Origin of the sequence: Rhizorhabdus dicambivorans (genome assembly GCF_002355275.1) — a bacterium.
Lineage (GTDB): Bacteria > Pseudomonadota > Alphaproteobacteria > Sphingomonadales > Sphingomonadaceae > Rhizorhabdus > Rhizorhabdus dicambivorans.
The window spans coordinates 836687-863302 of sequence record NZ_CP023449.1; the positions used below are offsets into that span (position 1 = coordinate 836687).

The 26616-nt window shown below is 67.0% G+C and carries 26 protein-coding genes and 1 tRNA gene; 18 read left to right on the forward strand and 9 right to left on the reverse strand.

Features of this window, described 5'->3' with window-relative positions:
* Positions 1-18: 18 nt before the first annotated feature.
* Together CMV14_RS04030 and CMV14_RS04035 are read left to right on the forward strand one after the other, a co-directional pair.
* Positions 19-1110, forward strand: coding sequence for a CaiB/BaiF CoA transferase family protein (locus tag CMV14_RS04030; protein WP_269148373.1), 1092 nt, complete (start codon positions 19-21; stop codon positions 1108-1110).
* 39 nt (positions 1111-1149) lie between these two features.
* On the forward strand, positions 1150-1956 hold the full coding sequence (locus CMV14_RS04035; RefSeq protein ID WP_066959535.1) for a metal-dependent hydrolase: 807 nt from the start codon (positions 1150-1152) through the stop codon (positions 1954-1956).
* A gap of 13 nt (positions 1957-1969) precedes the next feature.
* On the opposite strand, the gene CMV14_RS04040 is transcribed toward CMV14_RS04035, so the two are convergent.
* Positions 1970-2653: a TetR/AcrR family transcriptional regulator gene (locus CMV14_RS04040; protein WP_238147184.1), complete on the reverse strand. Its 684-nt coding sequence runs from the start codon at positions 2651-2653 to the stop codon at positions 1970-1972.
* Between the two features lie 294 nt (positions 2654-2947).
* Here CMV14_RS04040 and CMV14_RS04045 point away from each other — a divergent pair, with 294 nt between their 5' ends.
* Entirely contained in the window at positions 2948-4126 is a 1179-nt protein-coding gene (locus tag CMV14_RS04045) for an acyl-CoA dehydrogenase family protein (protein ID WP_066959533.1), read from the forward strand.
* Positions 4127-4180: 54 nt separating this feature from the next.
* Here the strand turns inward: CMV14_RS04045 and CMV14_RS04050 are convergent, their stop codons facing one another.
* On the reverse strand, positions 4181-5731 hold the full coding sequence (locus CMV14_RS04050; protein ID WP_066959531.1) for an AMP-binding protein: 1551 nt from the start codon (positions 5729-5731) through the stop codon (positions 4181-4183).
* Positions 5732-5872: 141 nt separating this feature from the next.
* Here CMV14_RS04050 and CMV14_RS04055 point away from each other — a divergent pair, with 141 nt between their 5' ends.
* The 3 genes from CMV14_RS04055 to CMV14_RS04065 are packed head-to-tail and all read left to right on the forward strand — an operon-like array spanning position 5873 to position 8178.
* Positions 5873-6295 (forward strand): glyoxalase/bleomycin resistance/extradiol dioxygenase family protein, encoded by a 423-nt coding sequence (locus CMV14_RS04055; RefSeq protein WP_066959528.1) that lies wholly within the window; start codon positions 5873-5875, stop codon positions 6293-6295.
* Between the two features lie 32 nt (positions 6296-6327).
* Positions 6328-7716, forward strand: coding sequence for an MFS transporter (locus CMV14_RS04060; RefSeq protein ID WP_083215673.1), 1389 nt, complete (start codon positions 6328-6330; stop codon positions 7714-7716).
* Positions 7717-7728: 12 nt separating this feature from the next.
* Entirely contained in the window at positions 7729-8178 is a 450-nt protein-coding gene (locus CMV14_RS04065) for a nuclear transport factor 2 family protein (RefSeq protein ID WP_139114674.1), read from the forward strand.
* Positions 8179-8194: 16 nt separating this feature from the next.
* Here the strand turns inward: CMV14_RS04065 and CMV14_RS04070 are convergent, their stop codons facing one another.
* Together CMV14_RS04070 and CMV14_RS04075 are read right to left on the reverse strand one after the other, a co-directional pair.
* The gene (locus CMV14_RS04070) at positions 8195-9037 is read right to left on the reverse strand and encodes an HTD2 family dehydratase (protein WP_066959524.1); all 843 of its coding nucleotides are present in this window, start codon (positions 9035-9037) and stop codon (positions 8195-8197) included.
* An 18-nt stretch (positions 9038-9055) separates the two neighbouring features.
* Positions 9056-10219 (reverse strand): acyl-CoA dehydrogenase family protein, encoded by a 1164-nt coding sequence (locus tag CMV14_RS04075; RefSeq protein ID WP_096367828.1) that lies wholly within the window; start codon positions 10217-10219, stop codon positions 9056-9058.
* Between the two features lie 123 nt (positions 10220-10342).
* Between CMV14_RS04075 and CMV14_RS04080 the strand changes: the two genes are divergently transcribed.
* A complete protein-coding gene (locus CMV14_RS04080) occupies positions 10343-11269 on the forward strand; it encodes a LysR family transcriptional regulator (protein WP_066959521.1) in 927 nt (308 codons plus the stop codon).
* Here CMV14_RS04080 and CMV14_RS04085 read toward each other — a convergent pair whose 3' ends face one another.
* Positions 11270-11521, reverse strand: a complete 252-nt coding sequence (locus tag CMV14_RS04085; protein WP_066959750.1) for a hypothetical protein — start codon at positions 11519-11521, stop codon at positions 11270-11272.
* A 236-nt stretch (positions 11522-11757) separates the two neighbouring features.
* On the opposite strand from CMV14_RS04085, the gene CMV14_RS04090 reads away from it, so the two are divergent.
* The 5 genes from CMV14_RS04090 to CMV14_RS04110 all read left to right on the forward strand — a co-directional run bounded on the left by CMV14_RS04090 (position 11758) and on the right by CMV14_RS04110 (position 17273).
* Positions 11758-12468 (forward strand): response regulator transcription factor, encoded by a 711-nt coding sequence (locus CMV14_RS04090; RefSeq protein WP_066959744.1) that lies wholly within the window; start codon positions 11758-11760, stop codon positions 12466-12468.
* The gene (locus CMV14_RS04095; RefSeq protein ID WP_096367671.1) at positions 12465-13784 is read left to right on the forward strand and encodes an ATP-binding protein; all 1320 of its coding nucleotides are present in this window, start codon (positions 12465-12467) and stop codon (positions 13782-13784) included. The genes CMV14_RS04090 and CMV14_RS04095 overlap by 4 nt, the downstream gene beginning before the upstream one ends.
* A 124-nt stretch (positions 13785-13908) precedes the next feature.
* Positions 13909-14601, forward strand: coding sequence for a carbonic anhydrase (locus tag CMV14_RS04100; protein ID WP_066959519.1), 693 nt, complete (start codon positions 13909-13911; stop codon positions 14599-14601).
* A complete protein-coding gene (locus CMV14_RS04105; RefSeq protein WP_066959517.1) occupies positions 14598-16127 on the forward strand; it encodes a SulP family inorganic anion transporter in 1530 nt (509 codons plus the stop codon). The genes CMV14_RS04100 and CMV14_RS04105 overlap by 4 nt, the downstream gene beginning before the upstream one ends.
* 303 nt (positions 16128-16430) lie before the next feature.
* Positions 16431-17273: a TorF family putative porin gene (locus tag CMV14_RS04110; RefSeq protein WP_066959515.1), complete on the forward strand. Its 843-nt coding sequence runs from the start codon at positions 16431-16433 to the stop codon at positions 17271-17273.
* Between the two features lie 54 nt (positions 17274-17327).
* Here the strand turns inward: CMV14_RS04110 and CMV14_RS04115 are convergent, their stop codons facing one another.
* Both CMV14_RS04115 and CMV14_RS04120 read right to left on the reverse strand, forming a co-directional pair.
* Positions 17328-18677: an OprO/OprP family phosphate-selective porin gene (locus CMV14_RS04115; RefSeq protein WP_083215672.1), complete on the reverse strand. Its 1350-nt coding sequence runs from the start codon at positions 18675-18677 to the stop codon at positions 17328-17330.
* A gap of 101 nt (positions 18678-18778) precedes the next feature.
* On the reverse strand, positions 18779-19462 hold the full coding sequence (locus tag CMV14_RS04120) for a hypothetical protein (RefSeq protein WP_066959511.1): 684 nt from the start codon (positions 19460-19462) through the stop codon (positions 18779-18781).
* Positions 19463-19644: 182 nt separating this feature from the next.
* Between CMV14_RS04120 and CMV14_RS04125 the strand changes: the two genes are divergently transcribed.
* From CMV14_RS04125 to CMV14_RS04150, 6 genes are all read left to right on the forward strand, one after another.
* Positions 19645-21159: a sensor histidine kinase gene (locus tag CMV14_RS04125; RefSeq protein ID WP_238147185.1), complete on the forward strand. Its 1515-nt coding sequence runs from the start codon at positions 19645-19647 to the stop codon at positions 21157-21159.
* Between the two features lie 23 nt (positions 21160-21182).
* Positions 21183-21629, forward strand: a complete 447-nt coding sequence (locus CMV14_RS04130; protein WP_066959509.1) for a response regulator — start codon at positions 21183-21185, stop codon at positions 21627-21629.
* On the forward strand, positions 21629-22666 hold the full coding sequence (locus CMV14_RS04135) for a response regulator (RefSeq protein WP_066959507.1): 1038 nt from the start codon (positions 21629-21631) through the stop codon (positions 22664-22666). The genes CMV14_RS04130 and CMV14_RS04135 overlap by 1 nt, the downstream gene beginning before the upstream one ends.
* 126 nt (positions 22667-22792) lie before the next feature.
* On the forward strand, positions 22793-23014 hold the full coding sequence (locus CMV14_RS04140; RefSeq protein WP_139114673.1) for a hypothetical protein: 222 nt from the start codon (positions 22793-22795) through the stop codon (positions 23012-23014).
* 327 nt (positions 23015-23341) lie between these two features.
* Positions 23342-24535: a hypothetical protein gene (locus CMV14_RS04145; RefSeq protein ID WP_066959503.1), complete on the forward strand. Its 1194-nt coding sequence runs from the start codon at positions 23342-23344 to the stop codon at positions 24533-24535.
* Positions 24536-24692: 157 nt separating this feature from the next.
* A tRNA-Gly gene (locus tag CMV14_RS04150) sits at positions 24693-24766 on the forward strand.
* Positions 24767-24807: 41 nt separating this feature from the next.
* On the opposite strand, the gene CMV14_RS26990 is transcribed toward CMV14_RS04150, so the two are convergent.
* On the reverse strand, positions 24808-25518 hold the full coding sequence (locus CMV14_RS26990; protein ID WP_202820880.1) for a DUF4145 domain-containing protein: 711 nt from the start codon (positions 25516-25518) through the stop codon (positions 24808-24810).
* 159 nt (positions 25519-25677) lie between these two features.
* A complete protein-coding gene (locus tag CMV14_RS04160) occupies positions 25678-26502 on the reverse strand; it encodes a peptidyl-prolyl cis-trans isomerase (RefSeq protein WP_066959501.1) in 825 nt (274 codons plus the stop codon).
* Between the last annotated feature and the right edge of the window lie 114 nt (positions 26503-26616).

The following is a 26616-nucleotide window of genomic DNA, read 5'->3' on the forward strand; positions in this document are numbered from 1 at the left end:
CGCCATGGGGCAGGGGCGGTGCTGAGCTGGAAGGGGAGCGGCGGCCAGGGCGCGCTGCAGGGGTTGCGGATCATCGAGATCGCCTCGATCGGTCCGGGGCCGTTCTGCGCGATGATGCTGGCCGATCATGGCGCGGAAGTGATCCGCATCGAACGGCCCGGCGATCCGTTCGGCACGGCGGCGCCGCTCGGCGACCGGGATGTGCTGCTGCGGTCGCGCGCCGCCCATGTCCTCGATCTGAAGGACCCCGCCGTGATCGCCGCGGTGCGGGCGCTGGCCCGGGACGCCGACGGGCTGATAGAGGGCTTCCGCCCCGGCGTGATGGAAAGGCTGGGCCTCGGTCCGGCCCTGCTGCTCGCGGACAATCCCCGGCTCGTCTATGGCCGGATGACGGGCTGGGGCCAGGCCGGACCGCTGGCGCCGCGGGCCGGGCACGACATCAACTATATCGCCCGGGCCGGCAATCTTCACGGCTATGGTCGGGCCGGCGGCAAGCCGACGCCGCCGATCAATGCGGTGGGCGATTTCGGCGGCGGCGGCATGATGCTCGCCTTCGGGATGCTGGCGGGCGTCATGGCCGCGCGGCGCACTGGCCAGGGCCAGGTGATCGACTGCGCGATGGTGGACGGCGCCGGGCTGATCGGCGCGATGACCTGGTCCTTTCTGGCACAGGGCCAATGGGCCGACGAGCGCGGCGTCAACCTGCTCGATAGCGGCGCCCCCTTCTACGACAGCTATGAGACCGCCGATGGCCGCCATGTCGCAATCGGCGCGCTGGAGCCGCAATTCTATGCGCTGCTGCTCGATCGGCTCGGCCTGACCGACGATCCGCTGTTCGCCCGGCAGCACGATCGCGCTACGTGGCCGGCGATGCGCGCGCGGCTGGAGGAGCTGTTCCGCAGCCGCAGCCGGGATGACTGGACCGCCATCTTCGAGGATTGCGACGCCTGCTTCGCGCCCGTCCTGTCGCTCGCGGAGGCGCCGCTCGATCCGCACAGTCAGGTCAGAGCGGCTTTCATCGACGTCGGCGGCCATGTTCAGCCAGCCCCGGCGCCGCGCTTCAGCGCCACCCCGGCCTCGCCGCCAAGTGCCGGCTGGCTCGATCAATAGTCGTATGATATAAACATATTAATTCTGGGAGACCCTGCCGTGACCGAGCTAGTACATCGTCAGCCCGAGATCGATTTCACCGGTGTACCCGCCCGCTGGACGCGGAATATCGAATTCGCCTCGCTGTTCACGGCCGGATCGGCGGGCGCGCCCGCGGTGGAGCCCTATCTGAACCAGGTCATGGCGCAGGCCAAGCCGATGCTGAAGGACCGGGACCGGCATCTGGCTAAGGAGATCGACCTGTTCATCAAGCAGGAGACGACCCACTACAAGGTCCACAACGCCTATAATGCCGAGCTCCGCAAGACCTACCCCTTCCTCAAGTCGGCGGAGGAAGCCAAGCGGGCCGATTACCGCGCATTTCTGGCCGGAAAATCGCACAAGTTCAACTGCGCCTATGCCGCCGCCTTCGAGACGCTGGCGCTCAGCATGGCACTGTTCCTGTTCGAAAAGGCCGACGACCTGATCGCCGATGCCGATCCGCGCACCATCGCGATGTGGCGCTGGCATCTCGGCGAGGAATATGAGCATCGCTCGGTGTGCCACGACGTCTATTGCGCCATCTATGGCGACTGGTGGTTCCGCGCGAAGATGGTGATCTTCACCTACAAACACCTCGCCGCGCACAACAAGCGCATCATGGGCGCCCTGCTGGAGCAGGAGCGGTCGGGCATGAGCCCGGCCGAGATCGAGGAATCGATGGCGCGCCAGCGGCAGTTCATGAAGCGCTTCCGCAACTTCCATCTGCCCCGGATCATCCGGCTGCTGATGCCGGGTTACAATCCCGGCAAGGCGAAGGCGCCGCGCGGGCTGCAGGCGGCGCTCGACGCCTACGCGCCGGGCTGAGCCGGCGGCGGCCTCAGCCCTCCGGGTTGCCGTCCACCACCGGCGCGGTGAGCATGCCCACGGCGGTATCGATCAGGTTGCCGAAGTCGGCGCTCGCCGGCAGCTGGACCGAGCGCGGCTGCGCGTTCGACGCCCGGCTCGCCTCGTAGAGCGCGAACACCGACGACAGATAGCGGGTCAGCAGCAGCAGCCTTTGCCGCAGGATCGGCCGCGGCATGTCGTTCATCAGGTCGGCGATCCGGCCAAGGATCTGGTCATAGGCGTTGAGCTTGTGCTCCTTGAGGATCTCGCGGACCAGATGATAGCGGTGATGGGTGATCGCTTCGGACAGGCGGGCCGTGGTCGGTTCCTCCTCGATGTCGCTGGTATCCGACGAAATCACCAGGATCCGCACATAGTCGCGGATGTCGCGCACGCCGCCCCGCTGGTCGAGCTCGGCCAGCCGCGCGCTCCAGCGGTCATCCATCAGCCGGAACACGTCGACCGTCAGCTCGCGGATCAATTCGTCCTTCGATCGGAAATAATAGTTGAGCGAGGCGCCGTTCTTCTCTCCGGCGACCGTCAATATATCACGGACGGTGGTGCCTTCGATCCCGCGCTCGGCGAACAGGCTTCGCGCCGCCGCCTTCAGTCTGTCCCGCGTCGAAGGGGCCCCCGGGTTCGTCCCCGCTCTTCTTCTCTGGCTGGCAAGCTGCATGGAGGGGTCGACGCGCCTTTCCTGATATGTCGCGGATAATGGATGGCAGCCATATTAGCAGGCCTTTTTGAAACGTCTATCTTCATCAATTGGGAATTCGCCTTCGCATTCCTTCCCGCCAGGCCTGGAGCAGGTAGCGGGGCGCCGGGCCGCCTGAAGGCTTCTGGAAGGAAAACACGGTTGAGGGCAAACAAATGTTTTACATCCTTGCCTGTCTATGTATCATGGCGGCCAAGGCATGGCCGGAGCCCCGTATGAGGCTCGACGGCGGCGGAGATCGACGGGAGAATCGCAATGATCGATTTTGAGCTTACCAATGGCGACAAGGAGGTGGTCTCGCTCGCCCGGCGGCAGGCGGTCGGCTACCAGAAGCGCGCCAAGAGCATCGACCGGACGATGGAATTCGACCGGCCCGATTTCGCCGCCCAGTTCGCTTTCGAGGGCGAGGACGACATCGTCCATGTCCGCGATTTCGCCCAGGCGCGCGCCGACGATCTCAGCAGCCTCACGCTCATCGAGCCGCTGATCTATCTGGAGGAGAGTTACGGCTTCAAGCCACTCTACTGGCAGGGTCAGAATGCTGATGCGATGAACGTGTCGCTGTCGGGCAAGTTGATCGAGAAGGTCGGCACGCCAGAGCAGGTCGCGGCGTTCAGTGATCTCTATCTCGCCTGGGGCATGTCCGAGCCCAATGGCGGCTCCGATCCCAAGTCGCTGCGCACCGTGGCGCAATATGACGCCGCCACCGACGAATGGGTGATCAATGGCGAGAAGATATTCTCGTCCAACGCCACCCATGCCGACGGCATCCTGGTGATGTGCCGCGCGATCGGCCCGAAGGGGGACGAGGGGATCAGCCTGTTCGTCGTGACGAAGGACATGCCGGGCTATGGCGTCGGTCCCCAGATGGACAAGCTGGGCCTGCGGAACTGGGATACCGTCGCCACCTTCTTCATGGACGTGCGGGTGCCCGCGCTGAACCGGCTGGAAGGCAATCTCAAGGACGCCCTCTCGATCTTCAACGGCACCCGCGCGCTGATCGCGGGCCAGGCGCTAGGCTATGCCCGCGTCGCGCTCGATCTGGTGCGGGAGCGTTTCGCGGAAGGCGGCCGGACGCTGAACTATGCGGGCTCGCTGTCGACGCGCTCGGCGCTGGAGGATCGCATCCTGCGGATGGAGGCGCTGTGGGACGCGACCTATCTCACCATGCTCCATGCCAAATGGCATGAGCAGGCGCACGGCGCCGACAAATTCTACCCGTCGCTCGCCAAGTGCAAGGCGGGTCTGATGGTCCGCAAGCTCGTCAACGAGTGCATGGAGATATTGGGCCCCGGCAGCACCTCGGAAAGCCTGCCGGTCGAGCAGGCGCTGCGCGACGCGCGGATTCTCGACATCTACGAAGGGCCGAACGAGACCCAGCGCCTGCTGATGGCGCGGACCCTGCTCAACTATTCGGCCAAGGACCTCAACTGATCCGACGGGCGGCCGGGCCCGCCCGGCCGCCTTCGCCTCCGTCCGCGCGGCCGTTCAGACGGCGCGGGCGCGGCCTTCCCAATAGGGCGCCCGCAGCGCCACCTTGTCGACCTTGCCCACCGCGTTGCGCGGGATGTTGCCCCGCAATTCGATCCGCTTGGGCGCCTTGATGCTGCCGACCTTGTCCTTGCACCAGGCGATCAGCGCGGCGGGGTCGGGCGCATGGCCGGGCCGAGGCTGGACGATCGCCAGCACCGCCTCGCCCCACAGCTCGTCCGGCACCCCGATCACCGCGCATTCCTCCACATCGGGATGGGCCCACAGCGCCTGTTCGATATCGGCCGGATAGACGTTGTAGCCGCCGGTGATGATGATGTCGCGGGCGCGCCCGACGATGTGGACATAGCCATCGGCATCCTTGAAGCCGAGATCGCCGGTCATGTGCCAGCCGTTGCGCGAAACCTCGGCGGTCGCCTCGGGATTTTCGTAATAGCCGGCCATCACCAGCCCGCCGCGCACCGCCAGTTCGCCGCGCTCGCCGGGCGGCAGCACCGTGTCGTCTTCGCCCAGCGCCTCGACCCGCATGAACATCGTCTCGCGGCCGCAGCTCGCCAGCCGGCTCGCCAGTGCCTCGTCGTCGACGACATGGTCTTCGGGCGGCAGGCAGGTGCAGAAGCTCGGCGCCTCCATCTGGCCCCAGAACTGCGCCATCACCGGCCCGAAGATCGCGATGCATCGCCGCAGCTTGTCGAGCGACATCGGCGCGGCGGTGTACATGAAGGCCCGCAGCGAAGAACAGTCGCGCTCGCCGATGCCGGGCTCCTCCAGCAGCTTGTAGATGGCGGTCGGCGGCAGATAGAGGTGGGTCAGCCGTTCGCGCTCGATCGCCTCCAGGATCGCGGCGGCGTCGAAGCCGTCATGCAGGAATATGGTCGCCCCCTTGGCCATCAGCATCAGCCCGAAGGCGCCAGCGGCATGGGTGATCGGCGGCGCGGCCAGATAGCGCGCATCGCCGTCGACCGGCAGCGCGCTGTGGAAGCAGGCGGCCATCGTCGTCCAGTTGAGCCGTTTGTGCATCACCCGCTTGGGCCGGCCGGTCGATCCGCCGGTCGGATAGATGGCAACGATGTCGTCGGGATCGCCGGGGCGATCGGGGAGCGCGTGGCCCTCGCCCCGCGCCAGCACGGCATCGATAGGGGTGCCGACGCCCGCATCGCCGTCGATGCAGATCGCTTCGGTGAGGGAGGGGCAGTCGCGGATCAGTGCATCGACGCCGCCGGCCAGCCTGCGGCTGAACAGCAGGATGGAGACACCGAGTTCGTCGATCGCGGCCCGATGCTCGTTCAGCGGAAAGCTGGCATTGAGCGGAACGAAGATCGCGTCGGCTTCATATATGCCGAGCAGCGCGCAGACCCCGGCCGCACTGTTGGGGGTCAGCAGCGCGATCTTGGTGCCAGCCGGCGAGGTGCCGGGGCACAGGCCGGCGGCGATCCGTCGGGCTCGCACGGCGGCGGCGGCATAGCTCAGCCTCTCGGCCCCGTCGTCCAGAAACGGCCTGTCCGGCCAAAGGCCCGCCGCATGGCGGAAAAGCGCCTTAACTCCCATTATCCACCCTTTCGAACTTTTGTATCATACGATTAAATCAAAGCTTGGCAATAAGGGGGCGCGGGTCTATTCGGGGATGGTCGCCGTGCCGGTGGCTGCCGTATTTCGCGCGCCACCATCGGGTGCAGGGCTGGAGAGGTCATGGATTTGCCGATCGGTTCTATCGACCATGTCGCCTATCCCGTCCGGGACCTTCCCGGGATGGTCGATTTCCTGGCGCGGGTGCTGGGCGCGCGGGTGGGTCGCGAACCCTATCGCGTGGATGGGGAGATCGCCGTCCAGCAGATCGCGGTGGGCGATGCGCTGCTCAGCCTTCACCGGCACGGTAACGGAATCGGCCTTGCCGCGCCGGCGGCGGCGCCCGGCTGTCTCGATATCTGCTTCCGCTGGAACGCGCCGATCGCGCAGGCGGTGGCGCATCTCCAGGCAGTGGGCGTCGAACTGGTCGAGGGGCCGGTGCCCCGCCGGTCGTCGGCGGGGGAAGCCGCCCAGTCGGTCTATTTCCGTGATCCGGAAGGCAATCTTTTCGAACTGATGTCGACGCTGGCGCGATCGGGCGATTGAATCGCGGCATGGCCGCAGAAGGTGTGAGTAGCATGGGACAAGATGGAACCGTGGCGGTGCTGCCGTCTTCGTCACGGCTGGTGTCGGCCGCCCCGCCGGCGGAATCGACCGCGCGTTACGGCTGGTACGTGCTGGGCATCCTGACCTTCGTGAACCTCATCTCGGCCACCGATCGCTTTCTGATGGGCGTGATCATGGTGCCGCTGAAGACCGATCTGCAGCTCAGCGACACCAGCCTCGGGCTGCTGCAGGGCCTGGCCTTCGCGCTGCTCTATTGTTTGGCCGGCATCCCGTTGGGGCGGATCGCCGACACCTATTCGCGCCGCCTGCTGCTGGCGGCTGGCTGTCTGGGCTGGACGGTCGCGACCGGGGCGTGCGCCTTCGCGGATTCCTTCGAATCACTGTTCGCGGCGCGGCTGATCGTCGGCCTTGGCGAGGCGTCGCTGATGCCCGCCGCGATCTCGCTGATCGGCGCCTATATCGCGCGGGACCGGCTGGGCACCGCCACCAGCATCTTCATGATGGGCGCCACCGGGGGAAAGGCGGTGGCCTTCATCGGCGGTGGCGCGCTGTTGTCCTTCCTGACCATCCAGGGCGGGATGACGCTGCTCGGCCATGAATTCCGTCCGTGGCAGGCGCTGTTCCTCGCCGCTGCGCTGCCCGGCATCCCGGCCGCGCTGATCCTGCTCACCGTCCGCGAACCCGCCCGGCCGGGCAAGCCGATGGCCGCCGCCAAGGCGATGCGGGAATTGTGGGGCCATATCCGGCGCCACCGCGCCGCGGTGTTCGGCTTCTTCGTGGCGGGCACCTGCACCATCCTCAACGCCCATCTGTTCGCGGCCTGGGCGCCCAGCTTCTTCGTGCGGCGCTATGGCCTGGGCGTGGGCGAGGCGGCGATGATCGTCGGCGTGGTCGTCGTCGCGATTGGCCCGGTCGGCGGCATCACCGCCGGCGTGATCGCCGACAGGCTGCTGCGGCGCGGGGTCGAGACGGCGCCGCTGCGCGTCATGCTGGGGGCGTTCCTGCTCGCCATTCCGGGAGCGATACTGATGGTGGCCGCCGACAGCCTCTGGCTCGCCATGATGGGCTATGCGATCGCCCAGATCATGGTGCTGGCCGGCGGCCCGCAATCCTATTCGGGCATACAGATGCTCACGCCGCTGCGGCATCGCGGCATCATGTCGGCGACCTATCTGGCGGTCACCACGCTGGCCGCGATGGGCGTCGGCCCGGCCAGCATCGGTCTGTTCAGCGACAATGTCTGGACCGATCCGGCGACAGGGCTCGGCTATTCGATCATGACGGTGCTCGTCATCTTCACTCTGATCGGTCTGGGCGGGCTCGTCATGGCCACCAGCCGTTTCGCCGGCACGGCCCGCGCGGCCCACGACGTGAACAATGCCGAAGCGGCGGGGGCATAGGTGGCGGGCGACATGGACCTGGCCACGCTTCTCGCGGAGCGCGACATATCGGGGCTCGTCACCCGCTATGCAAAGGCGCTCGACGATGCGGACTGGAAAGCCTTCCATGGCCTCTTCGCCGAGCAGGTGGCGATCGACACCTCCGGCCTGCGCGGCGTGCCGCCCTCGGTGATGGATCGCGACGCCTGGGTCGCACGCGTCCGGGGGACGGTCGAGCAGTTCGAACGGGTGCTGCACTACAGCACCAACCATGTCGTCGAGATCGACGGAGATCGGGGCGCCTGCCACTCCCACGCCCAGAATGTGCACGATTACCTGTTGGACGGGGAGACGCGCCACTTCGTCGTCCACGGCCGCTACACGCATGAGGTGCGGCGCACGCCCCAGGGGTGGCGGATCAGCGCCGTGCGGCTCGCCTTCGTGATGCGTGAGGGGGAGCCGCCGCCCGCGCCCCACGCCTGAACAACGCTCTACAAGGTCAGCGCAGGGTCACCTTCGCGGCCATCGCCAGCCCGCGCGGGCCGATCGCCTGGAGGCGCGTCTCGCCATCGCCATGCGCCGCGACAAGGTCAATCGCGTCGCCCTCGATCAATGGGGACATCGCCCGGAATTCGAAGCCGCCAATGCGATCGGGGCCATGCTCCCGCAGATGATGGTCCATCAGCAGCGTCGCCAGCAGCGGCCCCTGCACGACGAGGCCCGGATAGCCCTCCTCGCGCACCGTATAATCGCGGTCATAATGGATGCGGTGGGCGTTGAAGGTCAGCGCCGAATAGCGGAACAGCAGCACGCTGTCGGGGGCGATCCGGCGGACGGCGGCGTCGGCGGCGATGTCCGCCTCCTCGCCCCGCGGCAGCGGCGCGCCGGGGGTGGGGGCGTCGCGATAGACGATGTCCTGCTCCTCGACGATCGCGGGGCCGCCGTCTCCGGCGGCGATGCTGTGCTCGACGGTGACGAACACCATCGCCCCCGAACGGCCCTGCTTGTGGACCGCCGAACGGATCGTCGAGGTCCGCGTCATCGCCGCGCCGAGCGGGATGTCGTTCAGGAAGCGCACCCGGCTGCCCGCCCACATCCGGCGCGGCAGATCGACATTGGGCAGGAAGCTCGTGTCGCTGCGCGCCGGATGCCCGTCCGCGCCCAGCGCCGATTGCGGTGCGTCGGGCCGGAAGCACAGCCAATGGCCGAGCGGGGGCAGCATCCCCGCCTTCCAGGGCTGGCCGCCATGGTCCAGCGTCGCCGCCAGCAGGCGGATGCGTTCGGCATCGGCGGTGTCCCGCGCCGTCTCGGTTCGCCCGACATAGGCATCAAGCTCGATCATCGCCGGTCCTGTCTCCGATCAGAAGCTCTTGGGCAGCCCCAGCGCGTGGGTCGCGACATGGCTGAGGATCAGGTTGGTGCTGATCGGTGCCACCTGATAGAGCCGGGTCTCGCGGAATTTGCGCTCGATGTCATATTCCTCTGCGAAGCCGAAGCCGCCATGGGTCTGGATGCACATGTCGGCGGCATACCAGCTCGCTTCGGACGCGAGCATCTTGGCCATGTTCGCCTCGGTGCCGCCATTCTGGCCCTCGTCGAACATGCGTGCCGCCTTGTCGACCATCTCGGCGGCGGCCGAGAGCTGGACATAGGCGCGCGCGATCGGGAACTGGATGCCCTGATTCTCGCCGATCGCCCGGCCGAACACGCTGCGGTCGGTGGCATAGGCGGTGGCGCGGTCGATGAAGAAGCGGCCGTCACCGATGCACTCGGACGCGATCAGGATGCGTTCGGCGTTCATTCCCGACAGGATATATTTGAAGCCCTTGCCTTCCTCGCCGATCAGATTCTCGGCCGGCACCTCCAGATCGTCGAAGAACAGTTCGGTGGTGGCATGGTTCAGCATGGTGCGGATCGGTCGGATCGTCAGCCCCCTGCCCAGCGCCTCGCGCATGTCGACCAGCAGCACGCTCATCCCGCCGGAGGGCTTGGCGCATTCCTCGCGCGGGGTGGTGCGCACCAGCAGCACCATCAGGTCGCTATGCTCGGCGCGGCTGATCCAGATCTTCTGGCCGTTGACGACATATTTGTCGCCTTCCTTCCTCGCAAAGGTGCGGATGCGGGTGGTGTCGGTGCCGGCGGTCGGCTCGGTCACGCCGAACGCCTGCAGCCGAAGCTCGCCGCTCGCCACCTTGGGCAGATAGCGCTGCTTCTGCTCGGCCGATCCATGCTTCAGCACCGTGCCCATCGTGTACATCTGGGCGTGGCAGGCGCCGCCGTTGCAGCCCGAACGGTGGACTTCCTCCAGCACCGCGGTCGCCGCCTGCAGCCCCAGGCCCGACCCGCCATATTCCTCGGGGATCAGCACGGACAGGAAGCCAGCCTCGGTCAGCGCACGGACGAACTCGGTCGGATAGGCGCGCTCGCGATCCAGCTTCTGCCAATATTCGCCGGGAAAGTCGGCGCACAGGCGACGCACCGCCTCGCGAATCTCCGGAAAGCTTTCCGTGTGGGTGCCGATCATCATGTTCTCCTTCGCGCTCGCGATGGGCGGGCCGATCGGCGCTGTCCAACACCGCTTCGTACTTTCAGATATGCCTGATCAGCATATCTGGAGAATATATCCATACTATGCGATGATCGGCGGATGGATCTCAGGCAGCTGCGCCACTTCCGCCAGATCGCCCTGCTCGGCAGCTTCTCGGCCGCCAGCGGGGCGTTGCGCATCGCCCAGCCGGCGCTCAGCCGGCAGATGCAGATGCTCGAGCGCGAACTGGGGGTGAAGCTGTTCCACCGCACCGGCCGGGGCGTGCTGCTGACGGCGGCGGGCAATGCGCTGCTCGCCGAATCCGCTGATCTCCTCGATCGCGCCGATCGGCTTGGCCGTACCATCCGCGTGTTCGGCGACCGGCTTGCGGGGGAGGCGACGATCGGCCTGTCGCCCACCATCGGGCGGATGCTGGTGCTGCCGCTGGCGATGCGGGTGCAGCAGGATTTTCCCGATCTTCGCCTCAGGATCGCGGAAGGGTTCAGCGGCACCCTGCTCGAATGGCTGCAGGGCGGCCGGCTCGATGCGGCCATCCTCTACCATGCGCCCTCCCATCGGGCGCTCCATTCCGAACTCGTCGCCTATGAACCGCTGTCGATCATCGGCGGCACCGGCGATCCGGCCTTTCCCCCGGGCGAGGAGGTGCCGCTGGCTGCGCTGGCGGGCCGGCCGCTGGTGCTCTCCACGCCGTCGCATGGGCTGCGGCAGATGGTGGACCGGCACGCCGCCGCGCTGGGCGTTTCGCTCGACATGCTGTTCGAGATTGATTCGCTGGACGCCACCATCGCGCTGGTCCGCCAGGGCATGGCGCTTACCATCCTGCCCGAATCGGGGGTCCGCGCCGAACTGGACGCGGGTGAGCTTCTCGCCTGGCGGATCGGCGCACCCAATTTCGAAAGGCCGCTCGTCATCGCCACCGCGCCCCAGCGGCCCGACGCGATCGGCGCGCGGGAGCTGGGGGCGTTGCTGCGCGGTTCGATCCTGTCGGCTTCGGCCGCCTGCGGCTGGCGGCTGATCGAGCGATGATCAGTTGGCGCGCGCGGCCTCGGCCTTGGCGCAGCCTTCCATATCGCGCGCGGGCAGGGTCGCCGCCGGGCGGCTGCCCGACGGATTCACCTTCGCCGCCGCGCAGGGCTGCGGGGCCAGCGGGCGGAACGCCTTGGCGTGGATCTTCCCCGGTGGAACCGCCAGCTCGCGGTGGGTCTCGGCCAGGCCGGCGGCCGACAGTGGCGCGGCGGCCAGCGCGATCAGGGGCAGGGCGGGAAATATCAGGCGCATCGCGGTCTCCTTGCGGTATGGTCGCCGGGAGCTATGGCGCACGCGTTGCTCCGGCATCGCGCGCCTGTAAGAAATCATGTCTGGCCCTCGCCGCGCGGCCAATCTGACGGGGCTATTGCCTGACCATTTCAAAATATTGCTGCACCCCCCGCCTCCGGTTTTTGCGCAGTGCAGCGGTTGACGCATGGGGTGCGCGTACATAGGTGCAAGCCCATGCTCAGGCGCAGGACCCCTTCGTGACCTCGAACAATATCTTGCTGGTCGAAGACGATCCGTCGCTGCGGGTGCTCACCGCGCGCGCATTGCAGGAGAACGGCTATGTCGTCCGTCCCGCCGCGACGGGCGCGGAAATGTGGATCGCCTTCAATGCCGAACCGATCGACCTGATCATCCTCGATATCATGCTCCCCGGCACCAGCGGCATCGAATTGTGCCGGCAGATCCGGCAGAAGAGCGACGTGCCGATCATCTTCATCAGCGCCAAGGGCAGCGAGACCGATCGCGTCATCGGGCTGGAGATCGGCGCCGACGATTATCTGGCCAAGCCGTTCGGCACGCGCGAACTGATGGCGCGGGTGCGCGCCGTGCTGCGCCGCGGCGGAATGGACCGCCAGGCCGACGCCGGCCGGCGCAGCGAAGCCTGCTTCGATGGCTGGCAGGTCAACTTTCCCAGGCGCGAGCTGAAATCGCCGAGCGGCGCGGTGGTCGATCTGACCGGCGCGGAGTTCGATCTGCTGTCAAGCTTCGTGCACAATGCCCAGCGGGTCATTGCGCGGGAACGGCTGATCGAGCTGTCGCGCACCCGGCTCGGTGATAGTTCGGATCGCAGCATCGACGTGCTGGTCAGTCGGCTGCGCCGCAAGCTCCAGGGTGCCGGCCGCGATGCGCCGATCACCACGGTGCGCGGGGTCGGCTATATGCTCAATGCCGAGGTGACGCGCGCTTGATCCATCTGGTGCGCCCGTCGCTCGGTCTGGTCGGGCGAATCCTTGCCATCCTCCTGCTGACCGTCACGGTCGAATTCTGCACCAGTACCCTGCTCTATGAACGGGCCAGCCAGTTCTCGCTGCGCGAGGACGAGGCGCACCGCCTTGCCGAGCATCTGGTTATCGTCCGCAAGCTGATCGCCGAGCGCCCGGTTCCGGAGCGGGCGATGATGGCCTCGCTGCTCACCACCGATCGCTATGACGTGGCCTGGGCGCCCTCGGCGCCTCCCACCGCCTCGATGGCGCCCCAACTGCGCGAGATGCGCGAGCAGGTTCTCGCCTGGGAACCTTCGCTGGCCGATTCGAACCTCCGCCTGCGGCTCAAGTCGCCCGGGCTCAACTCGGTCGTGGTCGGGGGGCTGACCCTGGCCGATGGCAGCTGGGTGCGCTTCGGCACCCGCGATGCGGTGGGCGGCTGGGATCTGGCGATCGGCCGCGTCCTGCTGGCGCTGGTGCCGGCGGTGGGTCTCTTGGTTATCGGCAGCCTGCTGATCCGCAGCACGCTGAAACCGGTGCGGATGCTGGCCCAGGCGGCCGAGCGCTATGGCTATGGCGATCGCGTGATCCTGCCGGAGATCGGCACGGGGGAGGTGCTGCGCGTGATCCGCGCCTTCAACGCGATGCAGGACCGCATCCACCGGCTGATCGCCGATCGCACCCAGGCGCTGGCGGCGGTGGGGCATGATCTGCGCACGCCGATCGCGAGGATGCGGCTGCGGATCGACATGATCGAGGACAGCGCCGCGCGGGATGCGATGCGCCGCGATGCGATCGAGATGGAAACGATGATCGCCTCGCTGCTTGCCTTCCTTGGCGGCGACGATGGTGATCAGCCGCTGGTCCGCTCCGATCTTGCGGTGCTGGCGGAAACGATCGTCGATGATGCGGCCGACCACGGCCATGCGGTCACCTATCAGGGCCCCGATCATCTGGAGGCCGATGTGCGGCCCCATGATCTTCGCCGCGCGCTCGACAATCTCGTCTCGAACGCGCTGCGTCATGCCAGCAACGTCACGGTCGCGGTCGAACCGGGTAATGATCGGGTGGTGCTGCGGGTCGAGGATGATGGGCCCGGCATCCCCGAAACCCGCCTTGAGGACGCGCGCCAGCCCTTTGTGCGCCTCGATACGGCGCGTGGCCGCAATACCGAGGGCCTCGGCCTCGGCCTCGCCATCGTCGATCGGATCGCTGCCGCGCATCGCGGCGAACTGCGCCTTTCCAACCGCCCCGAAGGCGGGCTCCGCGCCGAGATCGATATCCCGCTCGCCCGCGGCTGATCGCTTTTTTCCGGCCTTCGCGGCGGCTGGCCGCGCAGCAATAATTCCTTACATCCCCGCTGCGCTGCGGAAAAAGCGCCCGATTATCTCCCCGGCCATCACCGATGTTCGAAGGAGGTACGTTATGAACGAGCTGATCGGCCGCGTATTCAGCTTTCAGGATCACGTCTTCCCCAGCAACAGCGATCTTTACGGCAAGCTCGCCCGCGACGGGCAGAGCCCCAAGGCGTTGATGATCAGCTGTGCGGATTCGCGCGTGGTCCCCGAATATATCGTCCAGGCGGCGCCTGGCGACCTGTTCGTCTGCCGCAACGCCGGCAATATCGTCCCGCCCTTTTCGCAGGCGAACGGCGGCGTCACGTCGACGGTCGAATATGCCGTGGCGGTGCTTGGCGTGCGCGACATCATCGTCTGCGGTCATTCGGACTGCGGCGCGATGAAGGCACTGTGCAAGCCCGGCTCGCTCGATGGGCTGCCCAATGTCGCGGCTTGGCTGCGCCATAGCAGCGCGGCGCAGAAGGTAGCGGAGGAGGGCTATCCCAACGCTCCCGAATCGGAGCGGGTGAAGATCATCTCGCTCGAGAATGTCGTCGCCCAGATCGCGCACCTCCGCACCCACCCCTCGGTCGCCGCGGCGATCGCCCGGGGCGAGCTGGCGCTGCACGGCTGGTATGTCGACATCCACGCGGGCGAGATTCTCGGCCTCGATGGCGTCACCGGCCGCTTCCTGCCGCTTCGCGCCGATCAGCCGCTGCCGGTTGCGCTCCCGGCCGCCCAGCGCCTGGCCGCCGATCCCTTTCTGGAGGCCGCCGAATGAACCTGGCCCGCTTAGGATTCCCGTCCCTGTTCTCGGGGGCGAGCTTCTCGCGCGACTTCACCGCGTCGATCGTCGTCTTCCTGGTCGCGCTCCCGCTCTGCATGGGTATCGCGATCGCCTCGGGCGTGCCGCCTGAGAAAGGGCTGATCACCGGCATTATCGGCGGCATCGTCGTCGGCGCGCTGGCGGGATCGCCGCTCCAGGTCAGCGGCCCCGCCGCCGGCCTCGCGGTGATCGTATTCGAACTGGTGCGGGACCATGGCCTTTCGGCGCTCGGCCCGATCCTCGTGCTGGCCGGCGCGATCCAGTTCGTTGCCGGCGTGTTCCGGATGGGCGGCTGGTTCCGCGCCATCTCGCCGGCGGTGGTCCATGGCATGCTCGCCGGCATCGGTGCGCTGATCGTCGTCGGCCAGTTCCACGTGCTGTTCGATGCCAAGCCTCTCGCCAACGGGCTTTCCAACCTGGCCGCGATGCCGGCCCGCCTGCTCGGCCTCGGCACCATGAACGTCGCCGCCGCCGAAATCGCCTTCGCGATCGGCACGCTCACCATCCTGTCGATGCTGGTGTGGGAAAGGGTCCGGCCCGCCTCGATGAAGCTGGTTCCCGGCGCGCTGATCGGCGTGCTGGTCGGCACGCTCGCTGCCGCCCTGCTAGGACTTCCGATCGTGCGGGTCGATGTGCCCAACTCGATCGTCGCGGCGATCGATGCGCCCGGCCAAGGCTTTCTCGGCCGGATGATGGAGCCCGCTTTGCTCGTCACCGCGGTCGCCATCGCGTTCATCGCCAGTGCGGAGACCCTGCTCTCGGCCGCCGCGGTCGATCGGATGCACAACGGCGTCCGCACCGATTACGACAAGGAACTGCGCGCCCAGGGCGTCGGCAATCTGCTCTGCGGCTTCGCCGGCGCGCTGCCGATGACCGGCGTGATCGTGCGCAGTTCCGCCAATGTCCAGGCAGGCGCGATGACCCGCCTGTCGGCGATCCTCCATGGCGGCTGGCTGCTCGCATTCGTCGCCTTGCTCCCCTGGCTGCTGCGCGAGATTCCGATGGCGGCGCTTGCCGGGGTCCTGGTCGTCACCGGCTGGCGGCTGGTGTCGGTCTCGCACGTCCGTCACCTCTTCCATCATCACGGGCCGCTCCCGGTGGTGATCTGGCTGGCGACCTTCGTGATGGTGGTGGCGACCGACCTGCTGACCGGTGTGCTCGTCGGCCTCGGTCTATCGCTGCTCGAACTGGTGCCGAACCTGCGCCGCCTCCGGCTCGATGTCCATGAGCGGCATGAGGAGGAGCATAGCGAGATCCGGCTGGCCGGCGCCGCCACCTTCCTCACCATCCCCAAACTGCTCAAGGCGCTGGAATCGATCCCCGGCCATCGCCGTCAGGTCAGGCTCGACCTGCGCGACGTCCCCGCGATCGATCACAGCTCCGCCGAGATGCTGGCCGAATGGATCCAGCGACGACGCTCCGGAGGCACGCAGGTCAATCTTGACGGCGAAGCCCCAGGCCTTCGGCGCATGGCAGCCTGACCAACCCCCTCGGTGGCCTGATCCCTGGCTTTCAGCCGGGCGCCAATCAGGCTCCCACAAACAGGGCATGATCCGCCACGCCCCCTCGGGCGGCACGATCACGGCCCCGGTCAGGTGTTGCACCGGCGTCACGCTTCTCCCTCAGGAGCGTGGCGCCGGATCGCAGCAATGATTTGTCACAGATGGGAAACGTGATGCTGCACCGCATCATCATAATGGCCCCGTCGAGGATGACGCGGCCCGCCTAGAGGAAGCGCAGCTCGGCCAAAGGAGGGACGATCCACAAACAAAGGGGATTGTCTTATGCGTTTCCAGAAACTTACCGCCGCCGTCCTTGCTCTGCTCGCGTCGGCTCCGGCTCTCGCCCAGGAGGAAGAAAAGCTCGTCACCGTGTCCGGCAGCGTCGGCCTGGTTTCCGACTACCGCTTCCGCGGCGTCTCGCAGACCGACAAGGAGATGGGCATCCAGGGCGGCATCACGCTTGGCCATGCCAGCGGTTTCTATGTCGGCACCTGGGGTTCGAACCTCGCGGGCTGGGGCACGTTCGGCGGCTCGAACACCGAGCTGGACATCTTCGGTGGCTACAAGGTCCAGTTCGGTGAAGGCATGGCGCTCGATGCCGGCCTGACCTGGTACATGTATCCGGGCGGCGCCGACAAGACCGACTTCGCGGAGCTCTACGCCAAGCTGAGCGGCGCGGTCGGCCCGGTCAACCTGCTCGGCGGCGTCGCCTATGCGCCCAAGCAGCAGGCGCTCGGCCGCTGGTATTTCTCGGGCGCCTCCGCTGCGACCGGTGTCTTTGACGCGCCGGGCGACAAGGAGGACAATCTCTACATCTGGGCCGATATCTCCAGCACCATCCCGGACACGCCGATCACGCTGAAGGGCCATATCGGTTATTCGGACGGCAATAGCGGCCTTGGCCCGAACGGAACCAGCGTTGCTCCGACGGGCAAATATGTCGACTGGCTGGTGGGCGTGGACTTCGCGGTTCCGACAACCCCGCTGACCGTCGGTGTCGCCTATGTCGACACCAACATCACCAAGGCGGAATCGGCTTATCTGCTGCCGAATTTCTCCTCGACCAAGAACGGCTCGTCGATCGCGAGCGGCAAGGTCGTGCTGTCGCTGACGGCCGCTTTCTAAGCGCCCTTCCCACCACCGTCGCCCTGGTCTCGGCCGGGGCGACGGTGCCGAGGATCAGAAATCCAGTTCCATCCGCGCGCCGGTGACGTGCAGGCCATAGTCGCGCCGGCCCGCCGCCGCGATCGCCGCGCCGTCATAGGCCAGATAGGCGTGGTTTAGGTTGAAGCGCAGATATTCGATGGGCGTCCAGACCAGCCCCGCGATGACCGCATTCTGCCGCCCGCCGCGTATCGGCCCCGAATCGAGGTCGAGATAGTCGTAGCGCAGATTGATCTGCACCGCGCCGATCCCGTTCTTGCCTAATGGGGAAGAGGGCTTGGCGCCGCCGAAGATGCCGCTGCGATAGGGGCGGCTGTCGTCGGTCAGATAGACGCCCAGCTCGGCATAGCCGCCGAAGAAGCGGCGGTTCGGCCCCGGGCCGATCGCCTCCAGCCAATGGGCCTCCGCCGCCGCGTGCCAGCGGCCCCGCACCGCCGCCAGCTCCAGCCCGTAATGCAGCTCGCGCTCGATGCGCAGGGCCGGCGTCGCCAGCACCCGGCTGTTGCTGCTGTGCAGATAGGGGCGCTGGCGGTAGCGGACCGGGTTCTCGGCCAGCCGGTTGAGTTCGCGCAGATGCGCGGAGCCTCCGAAATGCAGCTGTGTCCCGCCCGCCTTGGGCGCATAGACGGCGCGGCCGTCCAGGCTGAAACTGTCATTCTCGTCGCCACCGTCGGGGCCGTCGCTGCTGTCGGCCAGCGCGTCGATATCGTCGCTGAAGACGCCGGCCTGCAGCAGCACGTCCCCCTTCCGATACTGTAACGCGATACCCATCCGCCGCTCGAAGCCGAAGGCGTCGGTGAAGGCGGCGCGCTCCATCACCGAACCGGTCGTGTCGCCCACAAGTTCGTCGAGCGACTGGAACTGATTCTGGTTGCCGATCGCCACCTGCCAGGGCCCCTTCTCCCAGGTGACGAAGGTATCGACCAGGTCGACGGCATTGTCCGACAGCTCCAGCTCCAGCTTGTAGCCGAAGCCGCTGCCCAGCTTTCCCTCGCCGCCGAGCCGTATCCGCCGCACCTCGTTTGACAAGCCGAGGCCCCGGTCGTTCAGTCCCCTCGGCGTCGAGACATGGCCAAGATCGGTCTGGATGCGGCCCTTCACCTTGAAGCTGCGATCCTCGCTGGTGAACTGGGGCGATCCCTTCCAGCCGATGGCGGTGGCGGCCGGCTTGGCGGTGGCGGGCGGCGCGGCAGGTGCTTCCCCGCCCAGCTTCGCCTCGATCGCGGCAAGCCGGGCGCGCAGCCCGCGCACCTCCTCGCGCAACGCTTCGGCCTCGGCGTCGGACAGCGGGGCGGCGGCGATGGGGGCCGCCAGCAGCGAAGCCGTTCCGGCCAGCAGCATGCGAAAAGATGGGGCGATGCTCATGGCCCCGCCGATCCGAGCCCTTTATGTCATTTTTGGTGCGGTGGCCCGTCCGGCAATGATTTGTCGCAAAAGGCCACGATTTTGCCTTTATCGGGGCCGGGTCAACCTTGGGCCGCGCGGTGGCGATCGAGTGCGATCAGCAACCCTGCCGCCTCGGCCGGAACGATCGCATCCTCCCAGTGGCGCCCGCCCGGTTCTGCGATCCGGAAGGCCCAGGGATCGGGAGCGCCATCCCGGTGGCGCGCGGCGATGGCGCGGAGTTCCTCCTCGCCGATCGAGAACACGATATGCCGGGTGTGCGCGCAGGGGCCCAGATTGTCCTCATTGGGGCAGAAGCTCTCGCCGTCGCGCGCCTCGATCAGCCCGCCGACCCGCAGCCCGTCGGGCGCCTCGTAGCTTGCCGCTGCGTAGCCGCGCCGATCGCGGGCATGGGCGCCCCAATAGAGGATGCGCTGGTGGACTTCGTAACGCACGGCGCCGGTCCGCCAGTCGATCACGGCGCGCAGATGGTTGTCGCTCAGCAGGTGGCGGATCGGCGAGACCCGGCTCGGCACATGGCCCGCCTCGGTCGACAGGATGGTGCGGCGCGCGCCGGGGTCATGCTTCAGAGTCGCCGTGGCGCCGAACGCTTCCGGCGTCATCGCCCGCAGCCGTTCCGGCAGGTCGGCGGCCGGGGCCGTCGTCGCCCCCAGTATCGCCGCCAGCCCCGCCGACATGATCGTTGCCCTGATCCTGGATCGCACCGTCCACCCCGCCTTTCGCATCGGATCGGTGATGGCGTTCATGCCTTGCGCCAGCTTGGCGCGATTGCGACAAAGCGTTGCTGATGCGTGCGTGTGGGGCCCGCCTTCCCGGCTCGACGCGGGGATGGAAGCTTCGAAGCTCTCCAACGTGGCCTTGGCGACACTTGGAGCGTGCGGGACCGCACATTGCGCCAGCTTGGCGCGAAATCATTTGGCAGGCTGGGATGCGGCGGTTACGCACGCTGCCGATGAAAGCCCCGGAGCAGACAGAAGAGCGTCAGGCGGAACGGCGTTTTGCTCGCACCGTCCTGCTCCTGATCATCCTCGGCTTTGCCTTGGTTATGCTGGCCGGCCTTTCCGCGGTCGGGATGATTTTCCGCACCGAGGAACAGGTCCGCTGGGTCGATCACACCCAGCAGGTCGAGAGCGAGGTGCGCACCATCCGGCTTGCCCTGGAGGAGATGCGTAGCGCCCGGCGCGGCGTCGTGCTGAAGATTCGCTACGATTCGGGCGCGACCTATGATGAGGCGTCGGGCCGCCTGTTCCGCGCGATCGAGGGGACGGCGGCCCTGACCCGCGACAATCCCGCGCAGCAGGCCGATGTCCGCCGGATTCGGGCGCTGAGCGCCACGCTAGATCGGCTGTTCCGCCTGTCGATGGTGCCGAACCAGCTCAGCTCGGACGAGGCCGTCCTGGAACGCCAGCAGCTTGCCGGCCAAGTCGAGGCGATGGCGGAGAAGATGCTGCGGGCGGAGCGGCGCCTGCTGGACGAGCGCGCCGCCGCGCGCGACCGCAGCGTCACCATCTTCTTCGTCGTGCTCGGCGTCTCCGGCGTGCTGCTGCTGCTGGTGGCGGGCGGCTCGATCTGGGTGATCCGCCGCTACACCGGCCAGCTCCTCGCCTCGCGGGAGGAGCTGCGCCAACTCAACGAGAATCTCGAGGATGCGGTCGCGGAGCGGACCACCGACCTGCGCCGCGCCAATGACGAGATCCAGCGCTTCGCCTATATCGTCAGCCACGACCTGCGCTCGCCGCTCGTCAACGTCATGGGCTTCACCGCCGAACTGGAGGAAGCGATCAAGCCGCTCCAGGGGCTGATCGAGCGGGCCGATGAAAACCATCCAGGGCTGGTCGACGCGGAGATGCGTTCGGCCGTGTGGGAGGATCTGCCCGAGGCGGTCGGCTTCATCCGCACCTCGACCGAGAAGATGGACCGGCTGATCAATGCCATCCTGCGGCTGTCGCGTGAGGGGCGGCGTGCGATCACGCCCGAGCGGCTCGATCTCGCCGCGATGGCGCGCGGCGTTATCGATGCGCTCCGGCACCGGATCGATGAGCTTGGCGTCAAGGTCACGACTTCCGATCAGCTGCCTGATCTGGTCAGCGACCGGCTGGCGCTCGAGCAGATTTTGTCGAATCTCGTCGAGAACGCCGTCAAATATCTGAAACCGGGCCGTCCCGGCGAAGTCTGGATCGGCGGGCGCGCGGAGCATGGCCGGGTGTTGATCGAGGTCCGCGACAATGGCCGCGGCATCGATCCACGCGATCATGAACGCGTGTTCGAGCTGTTCCGCCGTTCGGGCGAGCAGGATCAGCCGGGCGAAGGGATAGGCCTCGCCCATGTCCGTGCCCTTGCCTATCGGCTGGGCGGCACCATCTCCGTGGAATCGGAGCTTGACCAGGGCGCCACCTTCATCGTCAACCTGCCGGCATCCTTTGCCGGCGAGCGCGCCGCATGAATCCTTAAGGGGGATCGCAAGCCATGAATGCCCAGCAAGCCGTGAACATCGTCATGATCGAGGATGACGAGGGCCACGCCCGCCTGATCGAGAAGAACATCCGGCGCGCCGGCATATCCAATCCCATCCATCATTTCGTCGATGGCACCTCGGGGCTGCGCTTCCTGTTCGACGCGCCCGAGGGGCCGGCCCGCAACGGCCCGGCGCTGGTGCTGCTCGATCTCAACCTGCCCGACATGAGCGGCACCGACATATTGGCGAAGATCAAGGGCGAGGGGAGCCCGCTCAAGCGCGCGCCAGTCGTGGTGCTGACCACCACCGACGACAAGGTGGAGATACAGCGCTGCTACGATCTGGGCTGCAACGTCTACATCACCAAGCCGGTGAACTATGAGAATTTCGCCGCGGCGATCCGCCAGCTCGGCCTGTTCCTCTCGGTCATCCAGGTTCCCGATCTCGAAGAGAAGTGATGCACGAAACGCCGCCCGCGATCCTCTATATCGACGATGACGAAGGCCTGCGCCGGCTGACGGCGCGCGCGCTGCGCCGCCTCGGCTATCGGGTCGAGCTGGCGGCGGGCGGGGCGGAGGGCGTCGCGATGGCGGCGGCCGACCGCTTCGATCTGGTCGCCGTCGATCATTACATGCCGGGGCAGGACGGGCTGCAGACCTTGTCGGCGCTCAAGAAGCTCGATGCGCCGCCGCCCGTCATCTTCGTCACCGGATCGGACGAGAGCCAGCTTGCCGTGGCCGCGCTCAAGGCCGGGGCGATCGACTATGTCGTGAAGACCGTCAACGCCGACTATTTCGATCTGCTCGGCCAGGCGATCGCCCAGGCGCTGGCCACGGTCAGCCTGCGGCGCGAGAAGGAGGCTGCCGAGCAGCAGCTGCGCGAAAGCCACGCCCGGCTGGAGATGCTGCTCCACGAGGTCAACCACCGCGTCGCTAACAGTCTCCAGCTCGTCTCGGCCTTCGTCCATATGCAGGCGCGCCAGCTCGACGAGGCCGAAAGCGTCGCCCGCGCCGCGCTCGACGATACCCAGCGTCGCATCGCCGCGATCGCACAGGTCCACAAGCGCCTCTATACCTCGGATTCGGTCGAGGCGGTCGACATGGCGGATTATCTCGCCTCGCTGGTCGATGAGCTGGGCGAGACCTGGTCGACGCCCCGCGCGCCACGCCACATCCGGCTCGCCTGCGAACCGTTGAGGCTGGCCACCGACAAGGCGGTCGCGCTCGGCATCATCGTAACCGAACTGGTGACCAACGCCTGCAAATATGCCTATCCCGATGATGGCCCGGGCGAGGTGCGTGTCGCACTGTCCGATGCCGGGGAGGAGTTTGCGCTCAGGGTGGAGGATGACGGCTGCGGCATGGCGTCGGGCGCCGCCCAGGGCACCGGCCTCGGCACCCGGCTGATCCGGGCGATGGCCCAAACGCTCAAGGCCCGGCTCGACTATGCCCCCACCGAGCGGGGCGTTCATGTGGTCCTTCTGGCTTCGCAATGACCTTGTTGCTGCACGGTTCGCCGCAGCATTAGCCTGCCCGCCGACGTCGTTCCGGGGACGCCTGTTGACCGACTCAGCTCTCGCATGATGGGTGCGGCGCAGCATTTTGCGGGGGAAAACTGGATCATGACGGCCTTTCTGATGCTGGCCTATGGCTTCGTCGCGACCTTCGTGATGGGAAGCCTGTCGCGCAACCGGCGTGAGGAGCGCCCGGATACGCCGATCCTCACCTATGCCGGACACGGCCTGATGGCGGTATCGGTTACTGGCGCCTGTCTCGCGCTGTGCGTAGCCGGGCTGACGGCATTCGGCCTTTCATTCACCGCCTTCGGCGTCAGCTTGGGCTGACCCCATTACGCCCACTTGTCGACACTCGGCTCGTCGCGGGTCCGGCCCGGCCAATCCTTTCCGTTGCGCAATGACCGATGTGCTGCACGGTTCGCCGTGCATCATGGAACAAAGTCTAAAAGCGCCACCATCCTGCCGTTGACGGAATCGCCGGGGCATGATGCTTGGACGATGTGAGCCGGGAGCTCGCGCGCTTGGTGGCCCGCCGATGGTGGTCCCGCCAGGGGGCAATCAAGATGATATTCGGGACTGCTGATCGCCACTCGGCAGCCCTTCAACCGGATGACACGGGCCCTCTCCAGGGGGCTGTTTGCGTTGGAGGACTCTATGGGGCGTAAGGTGGTTTTCCTGGGCGTTCTGGCCGCCGGCCTGGTGCAGATGGCACCGGCCCTTGCCCAGACTTCGGATCAGCAGCCGGATCAGGACAAGGCGCCCGTCGCAGCCGTGCCCGAGCCCGCCGAGCCGCCGCTCGAAAAGCCGCGCCCGGCGCAGGTCGCCGTGGCACCCGAGCCCGAAGCCGAGGCCGAGGCTCGGCCGCCGGTCATGGACCGCGCCCGCGAACTGGCGGAAAAGGACCTGGCCGCTGCTCCGCCGGAGGAACAGAGGCCGGTGCTGGTCGATCCCGGCGATGCCCGCCGCGCGCTGGCGCGGGCGCGCCGTGCCGCCGCCGAGGCGCAGGACCGGGCCGAGCCCCTGTCCCGGCCGGCGGTCGCCGCCGCCGAGCCTGCGCCGCCGCCTGTCGCGCGTGAGGCGGAAGATCGCGCGGTCTATGCCGAGAATCGCGACGAGCCCCCGGTTCGTGACGACCGCGACGATGGCCGCCCCGTCTATGCCGATCGCGGGCAGGACGATGCCGCCGCCTATCCGGAGGAGGAGGAGGCGGAGGACCAGCCCGCGCCGGTCGCACGGGACGTGCGTGCCCGCCAGGCCCGCCAGATATATGCCGAGGAGACGGTCGAGCCTGCCCCGCGTGATCTGCGCGGCCGTCAGGCGCGCCAGGTCCTTGCCGAGGATGAGGCGCCCGTCACGCCCCGCCGCCAGGCCGCCGCGCCGGTCGCGCGCGATCTGCCCGTCCCCGCGCCGCGGCCGGTCTATGCCGATGACGATCGCGACGCCGCGCCCGCCTATCCCGATGATCGTCGCGCCCCGGCCGACGACGTCTATGGCCGCGTGCCGCGCAACGGCGATCGCTACGCCATCGTCGATCGCAGCCTGCGCCCCGACGCTCGTCCGATGGGCGACGATGCGGGTCAGCAATGGGGTGGCCGCGCCGCCAGCCCGATCTGCGACGATGGCCGTGCCGATCAGCTGCTCCGCGCCATCCGCCGCAAGGCCGATTTCGAACGGATCGACGGCCGCGCCGCCGCCGATATCGAGGACGAGATCGGCCATGCCGCCGATCTCCAGCGCAGCTATTGCGAATCGGGCATGAACGACTGGCGCGAGCAGCGGCTCGACCGCCTCTACGCCCAGATCGAGGACCGCATCCGTTACGAGGAAGACCGCCGCTGGCGGCGCTGAGCCGGGGTCCGCATCTCTTTTCGATCGTCGCGCGGGCGGGGCCATCCAGCCTATTGTCGGATGGCCCCGCTTTCGGCTATCAGGCCGCCTCAGCAGAGCGGTCTGTAAACCGCCCTGTAAACCGAGGTAGCCGAAAGGCCGCTAAGTGACTGGAAATGCGGGCGTAGCATAGTGGTAATGCTCTAGCCTTCCAAGCTAGCTAGGAGGGTTCGATTCCCTTCGCCCGCTCCAGCAATAACATACCTGCGCTGCAATTATCTGAGCGCATCGGCTCAAGGTGGATTGTGACGTTCAAGTCGGCGCTGTCGTGCCGCGGCGACGCGTCCAGGCTCAGTGTAAATTCGTTCGAGCAGGACAATAGTGAAGTCTAAGAGATCTTCCGCTTCGGCCTGCGTCAAATTTCCTTCGTGTGCACCGTCATTCCCATCTTCACGGATGCAAGCAGCCAACTCTTCTAAGTCTGCCGGAATCAAATGATGCCGAAACAACCACTGTAATCGAAAGGCAAGTTTCTCGCGCTCATTTCTGTTCGGCGGAGCGGCAATGTCTTCTTCTCTTTCGGGTAAGAAGCCTTTCGTCGCGAGGTCCACACATAGCCGGAACATCGCACCGGCTGCATTATGACAGCCCCCTGCTAATGAAGATGCTCCTTCGTTAAAAATGGCTGCAATATTCGCCGGAATGAGGGCAGGTGACGGGACGCCTTGGGTGTCGCGGATCGTGACCGGACGCCTCTCCTTAAAGTAGTCGTTCACGATCTGCACCTTGGTCAGAATGCTATTCCGTTCTCGGAACAATCTCTGATGATTTGGATCGGCCAACTTCACAAAGAATATCGTCGCACGACCACACCGCCGGCACACCGAGAAAATCTCGTGATGGGACTGCCACCCATATTCTTCATCGACCATCGAATCAGCGAGCACGTCAAATGTGATTTGATCGGCGCCGCATCTCGGACAATTTTCTACCAGTTCAGCCATGACGTCTCCCAACGAGAGTCATAGCGGATCGCCGTCGGGGCTCAAACATGATCGCATCAGGAATCACTGACGCGGCCTGACGCTGTCAAACTGAAGCTCGAAGCCAAGAATGATGTCGTTCGATTCCGTTCGCCCGCTCCAAAATCCCGTCAGAACCGATCAGCGCGCCATCTTGTCCGGCGCCCAGCCTGGCTCATACTGGATTTCCGCCTTGGCGCGCGCCGCTGCCACCTGCGCCTGGCTCTCATGCAGCAGGTCCTCGGCGCGCACGCCCCGGGCGGCGGTGAGGCGGGCCTCGGCGGGGGGCGTCGCGATCGGCTCGCGGCCGGTGATCGCGGCCACCGCCAGCAGGTCGCCCTGCGGCAGCAGCACCGGCTTGCCCGCGGGTGTCTTGTCCAGCTTGGCGGCCAGGTCGGGGTCGATCTGGGCGGTGTCGATCGCGCCCTGGCCCCGTTCACCCGCGATGGCCATCGATTGCAGGATGCCGGCCGCGGCCTCCAGCGTCGGGGCGGCTTCGATCGCCGCCCGCAGCCGGGCGACATCCTTCGGCGGCGTGAAGCTGATCCGCTCGAACAGCAGCCGCTGCCGCCGGGCGAACTGCAGCGGATGGGCCGCGATATAGTTGCGGATATCCTCGTCGGCCGGCATCGGCACGGTCTGCACCGCCTTCTGGCCGAGCATGCTCACCAGCAGTTCCTCCTCGCGCCGCTTCAGCTGCGCGCGATATTCGGGCGTGTCATCGAGGTCCTGGCGCCGCGCCTCCTCGACCTGCAGGTCGCGGTCGATCACGCCCTGCAGCACGACCCGCGTCAGCATCCGCCGGTCGATCGTCGCCGGGATCGTCATGTCCCGCATCTCGGCATCCAGTTGCTGCGCGGTGATTTCGCGGCCGTTGACGATCGCGAGCACCTGTCCTTTCGGTGCCTTGCCGCATCCACCCAGCAGTGCCAGCGCCAGCAGAGCGCCCGTTCTTGCCCTCTTCACTCGTCGTCCCCCCCGGTCAAACCCCTCGGCCTCGATCCTTATCGGATCATCGCGGCGCATAGAAGCCGGCCAATTCCCGGAGGCGACAATCGTTTACAGTCGCCATCGCGGCGA